This is a genomic window from Pseudomonas sp. HMWF032 (genome assembly GCF_003060885.1).
Taxonomy (GTDB): Bacteria; Pseudomonadota; Gammaproteobacteria; order Pseudomonadales; family Pseudomonadaceae; genus Aquipseudomonas.
The window spans coordinates 134,535-149,942 of record NZ_QAIG01000008.1 but is presented as its reverse complement, the minus strand read 5'-3'; the positions used below and the strand labels follow the sequence as shown (position 1 = coordinate 149,942).

Here is a 15,408-nt window from a genome sequence, read left to right as displayed (position 1 = left end):
AGGGCTCTCTAATTTTATTTGGCAATCGAGCTCGTTCCGTGAGCGATGCTGGCGCATTATATCCAGACCCTTCGGATGGGCCAATACAAACGTTTGTTTGAATTTTCTGTAGGGCTGTTAGAATCTTACTACATCGCTGACGATTGGCCGCTTCGTTGTATTGACCAGTCTAGGTCGTGCGGTCAAGATACGGGCGGTTTTGTGTCTGCCGTTATTGGTCGACTCCCGGTTCCGGCCGGTCTGCAGTTCCCGCCATGTTCGCTTCTGGCGACATTCTTATTCACCGGAGAGTAACGAGGAATCCATGAAGGTTCTTGTAGCTGTCAAACGAGTGGTCGACTACAACGTCAAAGTTCGCGTCAAAGCGGACAACAGCGGCGTTGATCTTGCCAACGTCAAGATGTCGATGAACCCTTTCTGCGAAATCGCCGTGGAAGAAGCTGTACGCCTGAAAGAGAAAGGCGTGGCGAGCGAGATCGTTGTCGTCACCATCGGCCCGGCCACTGCTCAAGAGCAGCTGCGTACCGCGCTGGCGCTGGGTGCTGACCGTGCCATCCTGGTTGAGTCGGCCGACGAGCTGAACTCGCTGGCTGTGGCCAAACTGCTCAAGGCTGTTGTTGATAAAGAGCAGCCTCAATTGGTGATCATGGGCAAACAAGCAATCGACAGCGACAACAACCAGACCGGCCAGATGCTGGGCGCGCTGACTGGCTTCGGCCAGGGTACCTTCGCTTCCAAGGTTGAAGTGGCGGGCGACAAGGTCAACGTAACCCGTGAAATCGACGGCGGCCTGCAAACTGTTGCACTGAGCCTGCCAGCTATCGTGACCACCGACCTGCGTCTGAACGAGCCGCGTTATGCGTCGCTGCCGAACATCATGAAAGCCAAGAAGAAGCCGCTGGAAACCGTTACTCCGGCTGATCTGGGCGTTTCTACCGCTTCTACCGTCAAGACTCTGAAAGTCGAAGCGCCTGCTACCCGCAGCGCTGGTATCAAGGTCAAGTCTGTGGCTGAACTGGTCGAGAAACTGAAGAACGAGGCGAAGGTAATCTAAATGACTATCCTGGTTATCGCTGAACACACCAATGCCGCTCTGGCTCCTGCCACGCTGAACACTGTTGCCGCTGCTGCGAAGATCGGTGGTGACATCCACGTTCTGGTTGCAGGTTCCGCTTGCGGCGCTGCCGCTGATGCCGCTGCCAAAATTGCTGGCGTTGCTAAAGTGTTGGTTGCTGACAACGCAGCCTTCGCTCACCAGCTGCCGGAAAACGTTGCGCCGCTGGTAGCTGAGTTGGGCAAGGGTTACAGCCACATCCTGGCTGCTGCCACCAGCAACGGTAAGAACATTCTGCCGCGCGTTGCTGCTGCGCTGGATGTTGATCAGATCTCGGAAATCATCGCTGTTGAAAGCGCTGATACCTTCAAGCGTCCGATCTACGCTGGTAACGCCATTGCCACCGTGCAGTCTTCCGCTGCCGTTAAAGTCATCACCGTGCGTGCCACTGGTTTTGATCCTGTTGCTGCTGAAGGCGGTTCTGCTGCTATTGAAGCAGTCGGCGGCGCCGCTGACGCTGGCAAATCGACCTTCGTTGGTGAAGAACTGGCCAAGTCCGATCGTCCAGAACTGACCGCTGCCAAAATCGTCGTTTCCGGCGGTCGTGGTATGCAGAACGGCGACAACTTCAAGCATCTTTACGCGCTGGCTGACAAGCTTGGCGCAGGCGTGGGCGCTTCGCGCGCTGCCGTTGACGCCGGTTTCGTACCCAACGACATGCAGGTCGGCCAGACCGGCAAGATCGTTGCACCGCAGCTGTACATTGCTGTCGGTATCTCCGGCGCGATCCAGCACCTGGCCGGTATGAAAGATTCCAAAGTGATCGTTGCGATCAACAAGGACGAAGAAGCGCCTATCTTCCAGGTGGCTGATTACGGCCTGGTTGCTGATCTGTTCGAAGCTGTCCCTGAGCTGGAGAAACTGGTTTAAGCCGGTTTCCCGTCCAGAAAAAACCCGCTCACTGAGCGGGTTTTTTTATGCCTACGTGTTCTTGGTTGTTGCCGCGGCCTGATTCACTTCGTGAGTTGTGCAGGCTCTGCAGAAAGTCCCGGTAGTGTTGTGCGGTCAGCTGTGGACGCTCGATCATCGGTGCATGGCCGGTATCTGCGAGGGTCACTACGCGAGGATCACGCAACAGCGGGCGCATGACATCAATGCTGGAGACATCGAGCACCCGATCTTCTGCGCCCCAGATGATCAGCGTCGGTGCCTGGATCTTCGGCAGCACCGGTTCCAGCGGAATGTAGCGGTCGATCAAGTGGGCAAACACTTGGTCGTAGTGCGCGCTATTGGCGATGGCCTGCTCGGCGAAATAGCCCTTGAGCGATTCTGGCAAGTAGGGCGGTTGTACGAAGATGAACTGCAGCAGGCGCTGAAAGTCCTCGGGGCTTTTCACCACCAGTGGATTGGGTTCCCCGCGCTGCAGTAGTTGCATCAGTTCGCTGGGCTGCGGCGACGTGATACCGGCGTTGTTGAGTAATGCCAGAGAACGGGTTCTATGTGGATAGCGCGCGGCATAGAGTGCGTTGATATGCCCGCCCATGGAATTGCCGATCAGGTGCAGCTGCTCAATTCCCAGCGCATCAATCACGCTGGCCATGTGCTCGGCTTGGGTGCCTACATCGTAGCTGCCAGCAGGTTTTTCGCTGGTGCCGAAACCCGGCAGGTCGAGTGCTATCACTCGATAATCCTGGCTGAAATGGCGGGCAAAGCGCAGCCAGTTGTCTTTGTTGGCGGCAAAGCCGTGCACCATCAGGATGGTTTGTGCATTGCGCGGGCCGCCTTCGTAGTAATGAATGTTAAGATTGTTCACGCTGATCTGTTTGAGGCTGAGTCCGGCGCGTTGCCGTTCGATCAGCTGCAGGCTTGCCAGCTGGGCGGCAGGTGACAGGTAAAGCAGCGCAGTACTCCCGATGAGTATCAGCGCTAATCCTGCAATGAGTTTTTTCATGGCAAGCCTTTATCGCGAATTGGTATTAGTGCGTATTAAGCTAGCATGTTGCTGCTGTTATCCGATCTGCGCTCGCAGTCGCCCATCCTAGGTTAAATCGAGATGTTGCCAATGTTTGAGCGTGGTTTTGTTAAATCATTTCTATTGCTGCTTGGTCTGCTGTTGCCCGTTTTTGCAGCGGCTGCAGGTAAGTGTGAGCGTTTGGTTGCGACCGGAAATCCTGAGTATCCGCCCTATCTGTGGCGTGATCCGCAAAATCCTCAGCAGCTGATCGGTGCCAATGCCGACTTGCTTAAACACCTTGCCCAAGAGTTGGGGGTGGGGGTGGACATCATCTATACCGGACCGTGGTCGCGGGCACAGGATGAAGTCAGAACCGGGCGTGTGGACCTGATTGCTGGTGCATTCCTGACTTTGGCCCGCTTAGAGAGTATGGACTATGTGCATCCACCGTTTTTAAACACACCCAGTGTGGTGTGGGTGCACCGTGGTGCAGAGTTTCCCTATGCTGGCTGGGAGGATCTGCGTAGCCGCTTGGGTGATACGCTGCTCAACAACAGTTTTGGTCAGCATTTTGATACCTATGCAAAAGACAATCTGAGCCTGGAAGGTGTATCCAGCTTGACCCAGGCTTTCCAGAAGCTACTTCTCGGGCGTACTGACTATGTGCTTTATGAGCGTTACCCAGGCCAGGCTGTAGCAGAGTCATTGGCTATTCAGGATGATCTGTTGGTCCTTGATCCGCCTATATCCAGTGAAGGCCTGCACCTTACGCTGTCACACAATTCGGCCTGTAATGATGCTTGGTTACGCGGCATGCTTGCCAAGAAAATGACCGAGGCCGTTGCCGCCGGCTTGCCTGAGGTCTTGTTGCAACGCAATCTGCAGCGTTGGAAAGAGCAACAGCTCAGTCCAGCCTATGCGACTCAAGAAGAGTAGGTAATTTCTGTGATATCCAGACGAATCTGTGCATTTTTGCTGCCGCTCGTGCTCAGCGCCTGCGCAACCGACCCCGCGCCGCATGAACAACTGCGCTTGAGTGAGCAGGCACTCAGTCAAGCTAAAGCAGTAGGCTTGTCTGTCGAGCAATCTGCAACATTGCGCCAGGCTGAAGATAAGTTCGCTCAGGCGCAAGTGGCCATGCAGGACGAAGATTTTAAACAGGCGCGGCTCTTGGCTGAGCAGGCTGAGCTGGATGCGCGTCTGGCCGAAGCGCAGCTGCTAACCGAGAAAAGCCAGCAACAATTGACTGAGTTGAGTAACGCTATCAACCGCCTACGCAAACAACTGGGAGGTTTGCAATGATGAACGCCCGGATAGTGTTTGTGGCGTTGATAAGTTCGTACGGGCTTGCCGGGTGCACATCCCAAGGTGCCAGTCATAAGGCGCTGGAGTCCGCTCACGTGGCCTTTCAGCAGGTGAAGGATGATGCCAATGTATTACGCAGTGCACCCAAAGACCTGATTCGTGCTGGAGAGTCGCTGGCCAAGGCTGATCGACTTTCAAGCTACTGGGGCAGCACTGCGGATGTGGCGCACTACGCGTACCTTAGCCAGCAGTACAGTGCGATAGCTGTACAGAAGAGTGCTCTCAATCTGAATCATGAGCGGGCTGCCAAGCTTGAGCTGGAGCGCCAGCGGCTGCAACTGGCCCTGCGCGAGGCCAAGCTGCTGAGCGTCCAGGATCAGACGAATTGGCTTGAGGAACAAATGGTCAGCCTGGCGACTACGCAAAGTGAGCGTGGGCTGGTGATGACGTTGGGCGATGTACTGTTTGATGCAGGACACAGTGATCTGAAAGCTTCAGCCAACCGTACTGTGCTCAAACTGGTGCAGTTCCTGCGGCTCAACCCCCGCCGCATCGTGCGCATTGAAGGCTACACCGACAGCCGTGGTGATGCGCAGGAAAACCTGGAGTTGTCCCGCGCCCGTGCGCAAGCGGTTGCTGATGTACTTGTTGACCTGGGTGTTGAAGCCCGCCGCATTGAAGTTCAAGGGCACGGCGAGAGTTTTCCTGTTACTGAAAATGCATCAGCCAAGGGGCGAGCACAGAATCGACGCGTTGAGATTGTGTTCTCGGATGAACAAGGGGCGCTCGGCTCATCGCGTTGAGCGGGGGCTTTAGCACAAAGCGTCAGGTTTCTTTTTTATACGAGACCTAGCATAGCCGGCAGCATCATAGTGATACTGCCGTTGTGCAGACGTTAGTGCAGCGGAAGCTCAACGCCTTTGAACAATTCCTCCAGTTCTACCCTGCTGTGGCACTGTACCGCTTTGGCCATCACTTCGCGGGTGAGATGGGGGGCAAATCTCTCGATAAAGTCACACATAAAGCCACGCAAGAAAGTGCCACGGCGAAAGCCGATCTTGGTGACGCTGGCTTCGAACAGATCGCCTGCATCCAGCACGACGAGATCTGGGTCGATTTTAGGGTCAATCGCCATCTTGGCCACGATGCCCACCCCCAACCCCAGTCGCACGTAGGTCTTGATGACGTCAGCATCAGCTGCTGTGAACACGACCTTAGGCGCGAGCCCTCGATGGCTGAATGCTTCATCCAGTTTGGAGCGGCCCGTGAAGCCGAAGGTGTAGGTCACGATTTCATGTTCGGCCAGGGCTTCCAGTGTGAGCTTAGGCAGCTTCGTAAGTGGGTGCCCTTGTGGCACCACCACACAGCGGTTCCAGCGGTAGCAGGGCATCATGATCAAGTCGTTGAACAGTTCTAGGCCTTCCGTAGCGATGGCAAAGTCGACTGTGCCGTCAGCTGCCATTTCAGCGATTTGTGTCGGTGTGCCCTGATGCATGTGCAGGGCCACATCCGGGTATTGCTTGATAAAGGCGCTGATAACGGGCGGAAGGGCATAACGCGCCTGAGTGTGAGTGGTAGCAATCGACAGAGTGCCTTTCTTTTCGTTGGAGAATTCCTGGGCAATCTGTTTGATGCTTTCGACCTTGCGCAGGATTTCACCGGCGGTATTGATGATGCGCTCGCCCGCCGGTGTGATGCGGGTCAGGTGCTTGCCGCTGCGGGCAAAAACTTCGACGCCCAGTTCGTCTTCGAGTAGGCGGATCTGTTTGCTAATACCCGGCTGAGAGGTGTAGAGGCTTTGTGCCGTGGCAGAAACGTTAAGGTCGTGATGCGCAACTTCCCAGATATAGCGCAGTTGTTGAAGCTTCATAGAAAACCCTCAAAGCAAAAAGACCGCCGTTCAGGTTGCCGGCGCTTTATATAACCATAACGAAGATTGAAGCGTTTAATTTAGACCAAAAATAAAAGAAAGTCCGTGTTTCTTCACAGCTCTCCACGGCTTCGGTGCTGCAGCATTGGTACTAAGTACACCGGCACTTCGGAAAGCTGCACCAAGCGCGAAGCCGTTCGACCCAGGGGAATGTCCATATCAGTGCCGTGACTGTGGCTACCCAGTACCAAGAGATCCACGCCAAGTTGCTGCGCTTCATCGAGTATCACCAGGGGGGGATCGCCCTGAACCACTCGTACTGCCTTGATCAGATCAAGGTCGTGCAGGGCCTCGCCAATTTCATCGCGAAACCCCTCCAGTACCCGCTGTTCGATGCTTGCCATCACGGTGCTCAGACCGTTTTTGCGCAACTCCGTGAGTCGCTCTTCATCCAGATAAGTTTGCAGCACTGACTCGGCAAACAGGCCCATGGGTTCTACTGCGTGCACCACATACAGGCTGGCATTGAATGAGCGAGTCAGCGCCAGTGCGTGTTGCAGAATGTAGGGGGCGTACAGGCCGAGATCAGTGGCATAGAGAATCGAGCGAATCATGCGGCCTCCTTGACTGCCTGACTGGCGGGCCTGATCTGAGCTTAGCAGCGCCTTCGATAAGTCAAAGAAAGCTGAGGTTTTGAGGACGAATGGTTATATAGGTAGTGGGAGGGCGGTTGCGCGCCCTCGCGTGGGGCTAGAGTTGCGGTTCGTTGCTGACGCCATGTGGCACATGCCCGGTGGGCACAACTTTACTGGCTTTTTCACAGTGGCCGGCCTGGTCGTCGAAGAACACGTCAGCACCAAAGGTTTCCAGGATTGCAGCTTTTTCCAGGCCCCCAAGGAAGAAGGATTCATCCAGACGGATATTCCACTCACGCAATGTGCGGATCACTCGCTCATGTGCCGGAGCCGAGCGTGCAGTGACCAGGGCTGTACGAATCGGGCACTGTTCTTCGGCAAACTCCTGCTGCAGGCGGTGCAGGGCGGCAAGGAAGGGTTTGAATGGACCGCCGCCGAGCAATTCACGGGCGGACTGGCGCTCGTGGCTCTGGAACGCTTCCAGCCCCGCTTGTTGGTAGACCCGTTCGGATTCATCGGAAAACAATACGGCATCGCCGTCGAAGGCGATGCGCAGCTCATTGCTGGCCGCTCGCCGAGCGCCGCCAGAAAGAATGGTCGCCGCACCGAAGCCGGCACGCAGGGCGCTGCGCACATCTTCGGCATGGGTGGAGAGAAACAGATGGCAGCCGAATGCGGCCAGGTAAGGATCGGGGCTGCGCCCGCCGACAAACGCGGCGCGGGAGATGCCCAAACCGTAGTGTTGAATTGAGTTGAACGCGCGCAGGCCGGTGTCGGCGCTGTTGCGCGAAACCAGAATGACCTCGACCCGCTGCTGCTTGAGGGCGGTGTTCAATGCCAGCAGTTTCTCTACCAGTGGAAAGGCATCACCAGGGAGGAGTATTTCGTCCTCGTGCTCAATCTGGTATTGGCGATAGGCCTCGACGCCCTGGCTTTCATAGACCTGATGACTGTCGTGCAGGTCGAACAGCGCCCGCGAGGAGATCGCCAGCACCAGTTTGTCGCCTAATTTCGTGCTCATGGCTGGGTCCTATCGCGCGCGTTGCTCGAGGAAAAGCAGGGTCTGATAAAGCATCTTGGTGCGTGGCATGGCGCAGCCAGCCAGGGCCGCTGCGGCCAATGGCGCGGCGTAGATGGCGTGCAGTTCCAGTGGGCGCTGCAGAGCAAAGTCGTGGTACATGCTCGGCAGGTAATCCGGCATGCGGTCGGTGGCCGCCAGCAGCTTGCCGGCAAAGCCTGCGGGCAACTGATAGCCACAGGCGCCGGCGGCATCCGCCACTTCCTGCATGATCGCCTCAATCAGCGCGCGGCTGTCAGCATTGCCCATCAACGCCGTGGTGGCGCTGTTCAGCAGCACGGCCAAGCCGTTGTAGGGCACGTTCCACACCAGTTTCTGCCAGCGCGCCTGGTTCAGTTCGGCCATGGCGGTGGAGTCCAGCCCAGCGGCCTGGAACAGCGCGCTGCCTTGTTCGAGGATCTGTTGACGGCTCTCAGCATCGTTCGCCGGGCCTGAGTGATAGCCCAGATTGACGCTGCCCAGCGCCTGATGCTCGACCACCCCCGGTGCGCTGCGATGGGCGCAGATATAGCAGAGTCCGCCCAGCAGGTGCAGTGAGTCCGGTAACAGCGGGCGCAGTTCATCTTCCACGGCCAGGCCGTTCTGCATCAGTACCACCTTGGCGCCGGGGGCGGCAGCTTGGCTGATCAGCGGGGCCAGTTCGATGTTGCTGGTGGTCTTGGCGCCAATCAGCAGCCAATCGCACGGCGGCATATCGGTCGCTGACTGATACGCCTGCACGTTATCCAGGTGCAGAGTGCCGTGTACCGCGCTGTTGACTTGTAGGCCCTGGCTGGCGACAGCGGCAAACTCGCTGCGCAGCAGAAAGTGCACATCAATGCCGGCGCGCGCCAACATCAGGCCATAAAAGCCGCCAATCGCGCCGGAACCGATAATGCCGATACGGGGGGCTGCATTCATCAGGGTAATTCCTCTGCGGGGCGCGACAAGGCAGTCTCTAGCGCCTGAGTGAGTTCGGCGATATGCAGATGACTGTGCACAGCGCCATAAAATTGGCCATCACGCACGGCAAACAGGGCCGGTAGCTGAAAAACCTCGTAGCGCGCTACTAAACCGCCATTGTTGGCAGCATCGACCCAGGCCAGTCGCGCCACCGGCAGTGGCAGTTGAGCCAGTTCACGGCGGGCCCAGCGACAACTGGCACAACCTATGCTGGTAAATATCAGCAGTGATGTGCCGGGCAGATCCAGCAGATGGCGATCTGCATCAAGGTCGGTCAGTTCCAGCTCAATCACGCTACTGCTCAATGTGGTGGTGTCAGGCTTAAGGCATCCGAGGTCAACACAGATGCGTCACTTTTTGCGTCATCCCAGTGATATGCCGGTTGAGTTGGTTCTGCGTAAACAGGCGTTTGTGCCTAGGCAGCGGCTCAACAATATCAGCCTCGGTGGTGTGGCATGCAACTCCAGTCGCGCTTTTCGCCGTGGTACGGCGGTTGAGTTGCGTATCCCGCTGTTTGGAGAGCATGCGCGCTATCCAGGCTTGGTAGCCTGGTGTCGCAAGCAGGAAGAGGGGTATCTGGTCGGTGTTGCCTTTGTCGATGAAGACACCCTGTTTCGCGCGCGCATGGTCGAGCAAGTTTGCCAGATAGAGCATTATCGCCATCAGCGCGAGCAGGAGCTGGGCTGCAGTTTACCGATCGAAACGGTTGCGCAGGAGTGGATCAGCCGGCACGCCGCGGAGTTTTCTCGCGCCAGCCTGAATTAAACGCATGCAGGCGAATCCATCTGTCGAGGCGGCTTAAGCCGCCAAGCCCATTGTCGAGCCGGGCCTTTACGCGCTAAGGTTCGGCTTCCCCGCTGTGCTCATAATGCTGTGCTCCGCCACACGGGGAGCGCTGGCGGCCGGCACCCGTGACCTGATGACTCTGACTGATGAATAGCACGATGGCTGATTTACCGATTGATGACCTGAACGTTGCCTCCAACGAAACCCTGATCACCCCCGCACAGCTCAAGCGTGAAATTCCGCTGACCGAAGCTGCCCTGCGTACGGTTGCCAGCGGCCGGGAGGTAATCCGCAATATTCTCGATGGCAAGGATCATCGTCTGTTTGTCGTGGTTGGGCCGTGCTCGATTCACGATATCAAGGCTGCTCACGAGTATGCGGCACGCCTAAAGGCGCTGGCGGCCGAGCTGTCGGACAGTCTGTATCTGGTTATGCGCGTGTATTTCGAAAAGCCACGTACGACCGTTGGCTGGAAAGGGTTGATCAACGACCCGTTTATGGATGACTCGTTCAAAATCCAAGATGGCCTGCACATCGGTCGTCAGTTGCTGCGTGACCTGGCGGAAATGGGCCTGCCGACCGCTACCGAAGCCCTCGATCCGATCTCCCCGCAGTACCTGCAGGACCTGATCAGTTGGTCGGCAATTGGTGCGCGTACCACTGAATCGCAAACCCACCGTGAAATGGCCTCTGGCCTGTCTTCGGCTGTGGGCTTCAAGAACGGTACTGACGGCGGCCTGACCGTGGCGATCAATGCCCTGCAATCAGTGTCCAGCCCGCACCGTTTCCTCGGCATCAACCAAGAAGGTGGCGTGTCCATCGTCACCACCAAGGGCAATGCCTACGGTCACGTGGTGCTGCGCGGTGGTAATGGCAAACCAAACTACGACTCGGTCAGCGTGGCCGTGTGCGAGCAAGAGCTGACCAAGGCCGGCATCAGCCCGAACATCATGGTCGATTGCAGCCATGCCAACTCCAACAAAGACCCGGCCCTGCAGCCGCTGGTGATGGACAACGTCGCCAACCAGATTCTGGAAGGTAACCAGTCCATCGTCGGCCTGATGGTGGAAAGCCACCTCGGCTGGGGCAACCAGTCGATTCCCAAGGACCTCAGTCAGCTCAAGTACGGTGTATCCATCACCGATGCCTGCATCGATTGGGAAAGCACCGAGAAAACCCTGCGCGGCATGCACGCCAAGCTCAAGGATGTGCTGCCAAAGCGTCAGCGCGGCTAGGTTCAACAGTTGTAATAAAAACGGGCTTACGCGTGCTGCATAAGCCCGTTTTTTATTGAGCGATTGAACGGGGTGCTGTGTGGGAGGGGCTTTAACCGCGAGCATTCAACGCCGTTATCGCGGCTAAGCTAAAGCGCCTCTCACGTGACACTCAAACGTCGCGCTTGCCCCAATTGAGAATCACCAGGGTCAGCAAGCCGGTAACAATCCCCCAGAACGCCGAGCCCACCGAGAACAGGGTCATCCCCGAGGCCGTCACCAGAAAGGTGATCAGCGCCGCTTCGCGTTCTTTCGGCTCGCTCATGGCCTGGGTCAGGCCGCCGATGATCGAGGCGAATAACGCAAGCGCCGCGATGGACAAGATCAATGCTTTTGGCAGCGCGGCAAACAGCGCCGCCAGAGTGGCGCCGAAAATGCCGGCGATGCCGTAGAACACCCCGCACCAGATGGCGGCGGTGTAGCGTTTTTTCGGGTCTTCGTGGGCTTCCGGGCCGGCGCAGATCGCTGCGCTGATAGCGGCCATATGAATGCCATGGCTGCCAAAGGGCGCCAGCAGCATGGATGTCAGTCCGGTCGTAGTTAGCAAGGGGCTGGCCGGCACGTCATAACCATTGGCGCGCAGCACCGCCATGCCCGGCAGGTTCTGCGAGGCCATGGCGACGATAAACAGTGGGATACCGATGCTGATCATTGCGGCCAGTGAGAAGCTTGGTGTGGTCCATTCTGGCACCGCCAGTTGCAGCTCGAAATGCTCGAAGTTGAGCAGGCCGAAGAGTGCAGCCAGCACGCTACCGACGATCAACGCAGCGAGCACGGCATAGCGCGGCAGCAGCCGTTTGCCCAACAGGTAGGCGACCAGCATGGCCACCACCAGCACCGGCTGCTGCTCGGCGGCTACGCAGATTTCCAGGCCGATCTTGAACAGTACGCCGGCCAGCAGCGCGGCGGCGATGGAGGCAGGGATGCGACGCATCAGGCGGTCGAAGGTGCCGGTCAGGCCGATCAGCACAATCAGCACCGAAGCGAAGATATAGGCACCAATCGCCTCGCTGTAAGGCACGCCCGGTAGGCTGGTGATCAGCAGCGCGGCGCCAGGGGTGGACCAAGCGATCATGATTGGCGCGCGGTAGCGCAGCGACAGGCCAATGCAGCAGAGCGCCATGCCAATCGACAGTGCCCAGATCCACGAGGAAATCTGCCCGTTCGTCAGCCCGGCGGCCTGACCAGCCTGGAACATCAGCACCAGCGAGCTGGTGTAGCCGGTGAGCATGGCAATAAACCCTGCGACCACCGCCGAGGTCGATGTGTCGGCCAACGGCCTTAGGCGGGTTGGTGTTAGATCGTGCATCAGAGCAGTCCGGTGTCGGCGAAGATGGGGTACAGCGAGGCGACCAGCAGCAGGGCCATGCTGATATTGAACACGCGCAGCGCTCGGGCATTGCTCAGCCAGTTGCGCAGTAGGCTACCCGCGACCGTCCACAGGCCGACGCTGGGGCAGTTGACCAGAGCGAACAGCGCGGCGATCACCAGTACATTGACCACGAAATTGTCTGGCGGCGTGTAGGTGGTGATGGCGCCGATGGCCATGATCCAAGCTTTCGGGTTGACCCATTGGAAGGCCGCCGCCTGGAGAAAGCTGAAAGGTTTGCCGGCGGCGTTACTCTGGCTGTCCGGCGCGCCGGAGTTGGCGATTTTCCAGGCCAGATATAGCAAGTAAGCCGCGCCCAGATAGCGCAGCACGCTGTACAGCAGCGGTACCTGCTCGAATAGCTGACCCAGGCCAAGGCCTACCGAGGCCACCAGCAGCATAAAGCCCAGGCTGATGCCGAACATATGCGGCAGGCTGCGACGCAGGCCGAAGTTCACTCCGCTGGCGAGCAGCATCATATTGTTCGGCCCCGGCGTTACCGAGGTGACAAAGGCGAAGGCGATGAAGGCGAGCAGCAGTTCGGTGGTCATGGCGCAGCACTCAGGGGCAGTGCTGATCAGCCTAGGGGTAGATGCTCAGAGCGTCGCGGTACAGCGACGCGGGCAATCAACGGTACAGTTCTGCAGTGTATATGCGCAGTCAGTACAGTTTGCTCTAGCCTTCGACGGTACCGCTCTGGCGGCTGTGGCCCAATGTCTGGTTGACCTGCAGCCAACCGCTCACGGCGGTTTCCCCGGCCTCATTGAAGACCCGCTGCAGCAGTTTGGCCTGTTCGCGGCGTAGCGCCTGTTCCAGCTTGGCGCCTTCAGCAGTAAAGCCGAGCAGGCGTTTGCGCTTGTCGTCTTCAGCGGCAAGGCTCTGCACCAGGTTCATTTCGAGCAATTGGCGCAGTGGGGTGTTTAGCGCCTGCTTGCTCACGCCCAGGTAGCCGAGCAGTTCTTTCATGCTCAGCCCCGGGTACTTGGCGATAAAAAACAGAATGCGGTGGTGCACCCGCGACAGGCCACGGCGCGCCAGCATTTCATCGGCCTTGGCGGTAAACGCCTGGTAGCCAAAGAAGAAAGCTTCCATGGCGATTTGCTGAGTGGTAGTGCTTTTGAGGTCAAGCATTAAGGTCAAGCCTATTGACGTATCTGCAGTGGTCGTCGTAGTTTCAGGCAACCAGAATTTCGGTCAAACAGTTTGACCTATTTTTATTTGCCTTTGCTACCGGTGATATCCATGGCCTTCTCCGAACGTGTTGCCCGCCTGAAAAGCTCCCTGATCCGTGAAATCCTCGCCGCGGCGCAGCGTCCGGAAGTCATGTCCTTTGCTGGCGGCTTGCCTGCCGAGCCGATGCTGCCGAAGGTCGAGTGGACCGAGATGCCAGCCAGCATGGGCCAGTACGGCATGAGCGAAGGTGAACCGGCACTGCGCGAAGCCATTGCCGCCGAAGCTCGTGCCTTAGGCGTGCCGTGCGATGCCAGCCAGGTGCTGATCGTCAGCGGCTCGCAGCAGACCCTGGATCTGGCCAGCAAGCTGTTTATCGACCCGGGTACCGAAGTGCTGCTGGAGGCGCCGACCTACCTGGCCGCGCTGCAGGCCTTCCAGCTGTTCGGCGCCGATTGCATCGCCGTGCCGCAGGAAGCCGACGGTCCGCAGATCGACGCCCTGCGTCAGCGTCTGGAAAACCACAAGCCGGCGTTTGCCTACCTGATCCCGACCTTCCAGAACCCTTCGGCGGTACGTTACAGCGAGGCCAAGCGCGACGCGGTGGCGGCGCTGCTGGATGAGTTCGGCGTGACCCTGATCGAAGACGAGCCCTACCGTGAGCTGGTGTTCGACGCAGGCAGTGCCACGCCGATTGTCAGTCGCCTGCAGAAGGCCAGCTGGATCTACACCGGCACTGTGTCGAAAACCCTGTTGCCGGGTCTGCGCGTCGGTTACCTGATCGCCACCCCGGACCTGTTCCCTTACTTGCTGCGTCTCAAACAGTCGGCGGACCTGCACACCAACCGCATCGGCCAGTGGCAGGCGTTGCAGTGGCTGGGCAGTGAAAAATACCGTGGCCATTTGGCTGAACTACGCGACTTCTACCGCATCCGCCGTGATGCCATGCAAGCGGTGCTGGAAGAGCATTTCAGCGACCTGGCCGACTGGCAGATTCCCCAGGGGGGGTTGTTCTTCTGGTTGACCCTCAAGCAGCCATTGGATACCCGCACCCTGCTGGCACCGGCGCTGGCGCAGAACGTGGCGTTTATGCCGGGCGAGCCGTTCTTTATCGACCCGGACGTCAACCCGGGGCATTTGCGGCTTAACTTCAGCCACGTCGCACCGGAGCGCCTGAGCGAAGGCCTCAAACGCCTGGCCGAGGTGATTCGTCAGGCGCAAGCAAGCTAGTCCACGCGTTCAAGCAGGTTAGGAGGGCGATATGTACAAGGTTTATGGCGATTACCGCTCGGGCAACTGCTACAAGGTCAAGCTGATGCTGCATCTGCTGGATCAGCCCTATGAGTGGATTCCGATCGATATCCTCAAGGGCGAGACCCAGAGCGATGTTTTTCTGGCCAAGAATCCCAACGGCAAGATCCCGGTACTGGAGCTGGACGACGGCACCTGCCTGTGGGAATCCAATGCCATCCTCAACTTCCTCGCTGATGGCAGTGCGTTTCTGCCAACCGAGCCGCGCCTGCGCACCCAGGTGCTGCAGTGGCAGTTTTTCGAGCAATACAGCCATGAGCCTTATGTCGCGGTGGCGCGCTTTATCCAGCTGTATCAGGGCCTGCCTGAAGCGCGCCGCGCAGAGTACGAGGAGTGCCATGTGCGCGGTCATAAGGCGCTCAAAGTGATGGAGAAGCAGCTGCAGCGCACGCCGTATCTGGTTGGGGAGAACTTCTCGATTGCCGATATCGCGCTGTACGCCTACACCCATGTGGCGGACGAAGGCGGCTTTGACCTGACGCCGTATCCGGCCATTCGCACCTGGCTGGCGCGGGTTGCTAGCCACCCGCGTTATGTCGGCATGCTCGACTGATAACCGTCGGATGAGCTGAGCGGTGAGAGGCGCTGCGCTTTCTCATCGCTCAGTCGCCAGCTCGCCGTAAAAAGCACTTATCATTCAACGATCTATCTTCTGGCTGG

The 15,408-nt window shown here is 58.2% G+C and carries 18 protein-coding genes; 9 read left to right on the top strand and 9 right to left on the bottom strand.

What is annotated here, in order from left to right; genetic code table 11:
• Positions 1 to 304: 304 nt before the first annotated feature.
• Positions 305 to 1,054 carry an electron transfer flavoprotein subunit beta/FixA family protein gene (locus DBR00_RS13095; protein WP_108486317.1) on the top strand — a complete coding sequence of 250 codons (750 nt, stop codon included), beginning with the start codon at positions 305 to 307 and terminating at the stop codon, positions 1,052 to 1,054.
• Positions 1,055 to 1,984, top strand: coding sequence for an electron transfer flavoprotein subunit alpha/FixB family protein (locus DBR00_RS13090; RefSeq protein ID WP_108486316.1), 930 nt, complete (start codon positions 1,055 to 1,057; stop codon positions 1,982 to 1,984).
• Positions 1,985 to 2,012: 28 nt separating this feature from the next.
• On the opposite strand, the gene DBR00_RS13085 is transcribed toward DBR00_RS13090, so the two are convergent.
• Positions 2,013 to 3,005, bottom strand: a complete 993-nt coding sequence (locus DBR00_RS13085; RefSeq protein ID WP_108486315.1) for an alpha/beta fold hydrolase — start codon at positions 3,003 to 3,005, stop codon at positions 2,013 to 2,015.
• A gap of 111 nt (positions 3,006 to 3,116) precedes the next feature.
• Between DBR00_RS13085 and DBR00_RS13080 the strand changes: the two genes are divergently transcribed.
• The 3 genes from DBR00_RS13080 to DBR00_RS13070 are packed head-to-tail and all read left to right on the top strand — an operon-like array spanning position 3,117 to position 5,116.
• Entirely contained in the window at positions 3,117 to 3,944 is an 828-nt protein-coding gene (locus tag DBR00_RS13080; RefSeq protein ID WP_108486314.1) for an ABC transporter substrate-binding protein, read from the top strand.
• Between the two features lie 9 nt (positions 3,945 to 3,953).
• A complete protein-coding gene (locus tag DBR00_RS13075; RefSeq protein ID WP_371920658.1) occupies positions 3,954 to 4,310 on the top strand; it encodes a DUF4398 domain-containing protein in 357 nt (118 codons plus the stop codon).
• Entirely contained in the window at positions 4,307 to 5,116 is an 810-nt protein-coding gene (locus DBR00_RS13070) for an OmpA family protein (protein WP_108486313.1), read from the top strand. Before DBR00_RS13075 ends, DBR00_RS13070 begins: the two co-directional genes overlap by 4 nt.
• 92 nt (positions 5,117 to 5,208) lie before the next feature.
• Here DBR00_RS13070 and cysB read toward each other — a convergent pair whose 3' ends face one another.
• From cysB to DBR00_RS13045, 5 genes are all read right to left on the bottom strand, one after another.
• Complete coding sequence (gene cysB / locus DBR00_RS13065) at positions 5,209 to 6,183, bottom strand: HTH-type transcriptional regulator CysB (RefSeq protein ID WP_108486312.1); 975 nt, start codon at positions 6,181 to 6,183, stop codon at positions 5,209 to 5,211.
• 113 nt (positions 6,184 to 6,296) lie between these two features.
• Positions 6,297 to 6,797, bottom strand: a complete 501-nt coding sequence (locus tag DBR00_RS13060) for a universal stress protein (RefSeq protein WP_108486311.1) — start codon at positions 6,795 to 6,797, stop codon at positions 6,297 to 6,299.
• 136 nt (positions 6,798 to 6,933) lie between these two features.
• Positions 6,934 to 7,839, bottom strand: coding sequence for a 5'-nucleotidase (locus tag DBR00_RS13055; protein ID WP_108486310.1), 906 nt, complete (start codon positions 7,837 to 7,839; stop codon positions 6,934 to 6,936).
• Between the two features lie 9 nt (positions 7,840 to 7,848).
• Entirely contained in the window at positions 7,849 to 8,796 is a 948-nt protein-coding gene (locus DBR00_RS13050) for a putative 2-dehydropantoate 2-reductase (protein ID WP_108486309.1), read from the bottom strand.
• Positions 8,796 to 9,185, bottom strand: a complete 390-nt coding sequence (locus DBR00_RS13045) for a thioredoxin (protein ID WP_371920666.1) — start codon at positions 9,183 to 9,185, stop codon at positions 8,796 to 8,798. The genes DBR00_RS13050 and DBR00_RS13045 overlap by 1 nt, the downstream gene beginning before the upstream one ends.
• On the opposite strand from DBR00_RS13045, the gene DBR00_RS13040 reads away from it, so the two are divergent.
• Both DBR00_RS13040 and DBR00_RS13035 read left to right on the top strand, forming a co-directional pair.
• Positions 9,184 to 9,603 (top strand): PilZ domain-containing protein, encoded by a 420-nt coding sequence (locus tag DBR00_RS13040; protein WP_108486307.1) that lies wholly within the window; start codon positions 9,184 to 9,186, stop codon positions 9,601 to 9,603. The two genes, DBR00_RS13045 and DBR00_RS13040, sit on opposite strands and share 2 nt — an antisense overlap.
• 179 nt (positions 9,604 to 9,782) lie before the next feature.
• Positions 9,783 to 10,859 (top strand): 3-deoxy-7-phosphoheptulonate synthase, encoded by a 1,077-nt coding sequence (locus DBR00_RS13035; RefSeq protein WP_177479984.1) that lies wholly within the window; start codon positions 9,783 to 9,785, stop codon positions 10,857 to 10,859.
• 151 nt (positions 10,860 to 11,010) lie between these two features.
• Here the strand turns inward: DBR00_RS13035 and DBR00_RS13030 are convergent, their stop codons facing one another.
• The 3 genes from DBR00_RS13030 to DBR00_RS13020 all read right to left on the bottom strand — a co-directional run bounded on the left by DBR00_RS13030 (position 11,011) and on the right by DBR00_RS13020 (position 13,398).
• Complete coding sequence (locus DBR00_RS13030) at positions 11,011 to 12,207, bottom strand: benzoate/H(+) symporter BenE family transporter (RefSeq protein WP_108486305.1); 1,197 nt, start codon at positions 12,205 to 12,207, stop codon at positions 11,011 to 11,013.
• On the bottom strand, positions 12,207 to 12,818 hold the full coding sequence (locus DBR00_RS13025) for a LysE family translocator (RefSeq protein ID WP_108486304.1): 612 nt from the start codon (positions 12,816 to 12,818) through the stop codon (positions 12,207 to 12,209). Before DBR00_RS13025 ends, DBR00_RS13030 begins: the two co-directional genes overlap by 1 nt.
• 124 nt (positions 12,819 to 12,942) lie before the next feature.
• On the bottom strand, positions 12,943 to 13,398 hold the full coding sequence (locus DBR00_RS13020) for a MarR family winged helix-turn-helix transcriptional regulator (protein WP_108486303.1): 456 nt from the start codon (positions 13,396 to 13,398) through the stop codon (positions 12,943 to 12,945).
• 111 nt (positions 13,399 to 13,509) lie between these two features.
• Here DBR00_RS13020 and DBR00_RS13015 point away from each other — a divergent pair, with 111 nt between their 5' ends.
• Positions 13,510 to 14,667 carry a PLP-dependent aminotransferase family protein gene (locus DBR00_RS13015; protein ID WP_108486302.1) on the top strand — a complete coding sequence of 386 codons (1,158 nt, stop codon included), beginning with the start codon at positions 13,510 to 13,512 and terminating at the stop codon, positions 14,665 to 14,667.
• A gap of 31 nt (positions 14,668 to 14,698) precedes the next feature.
• Positions 14,699 to 15,301, top strand: a complete 603-nt coding sequence (locus tag DBR00_RS13010; RefSeq protein WP_108486301.1) for a glutathione S-transferase family protein — start codon at positions 14,699 to 14,701, stop codon at positions 15,299 to 15,301.
• The last annotated feature ends 107 nt before the right edge of the window (positions 15,302 to 15,408 follow it).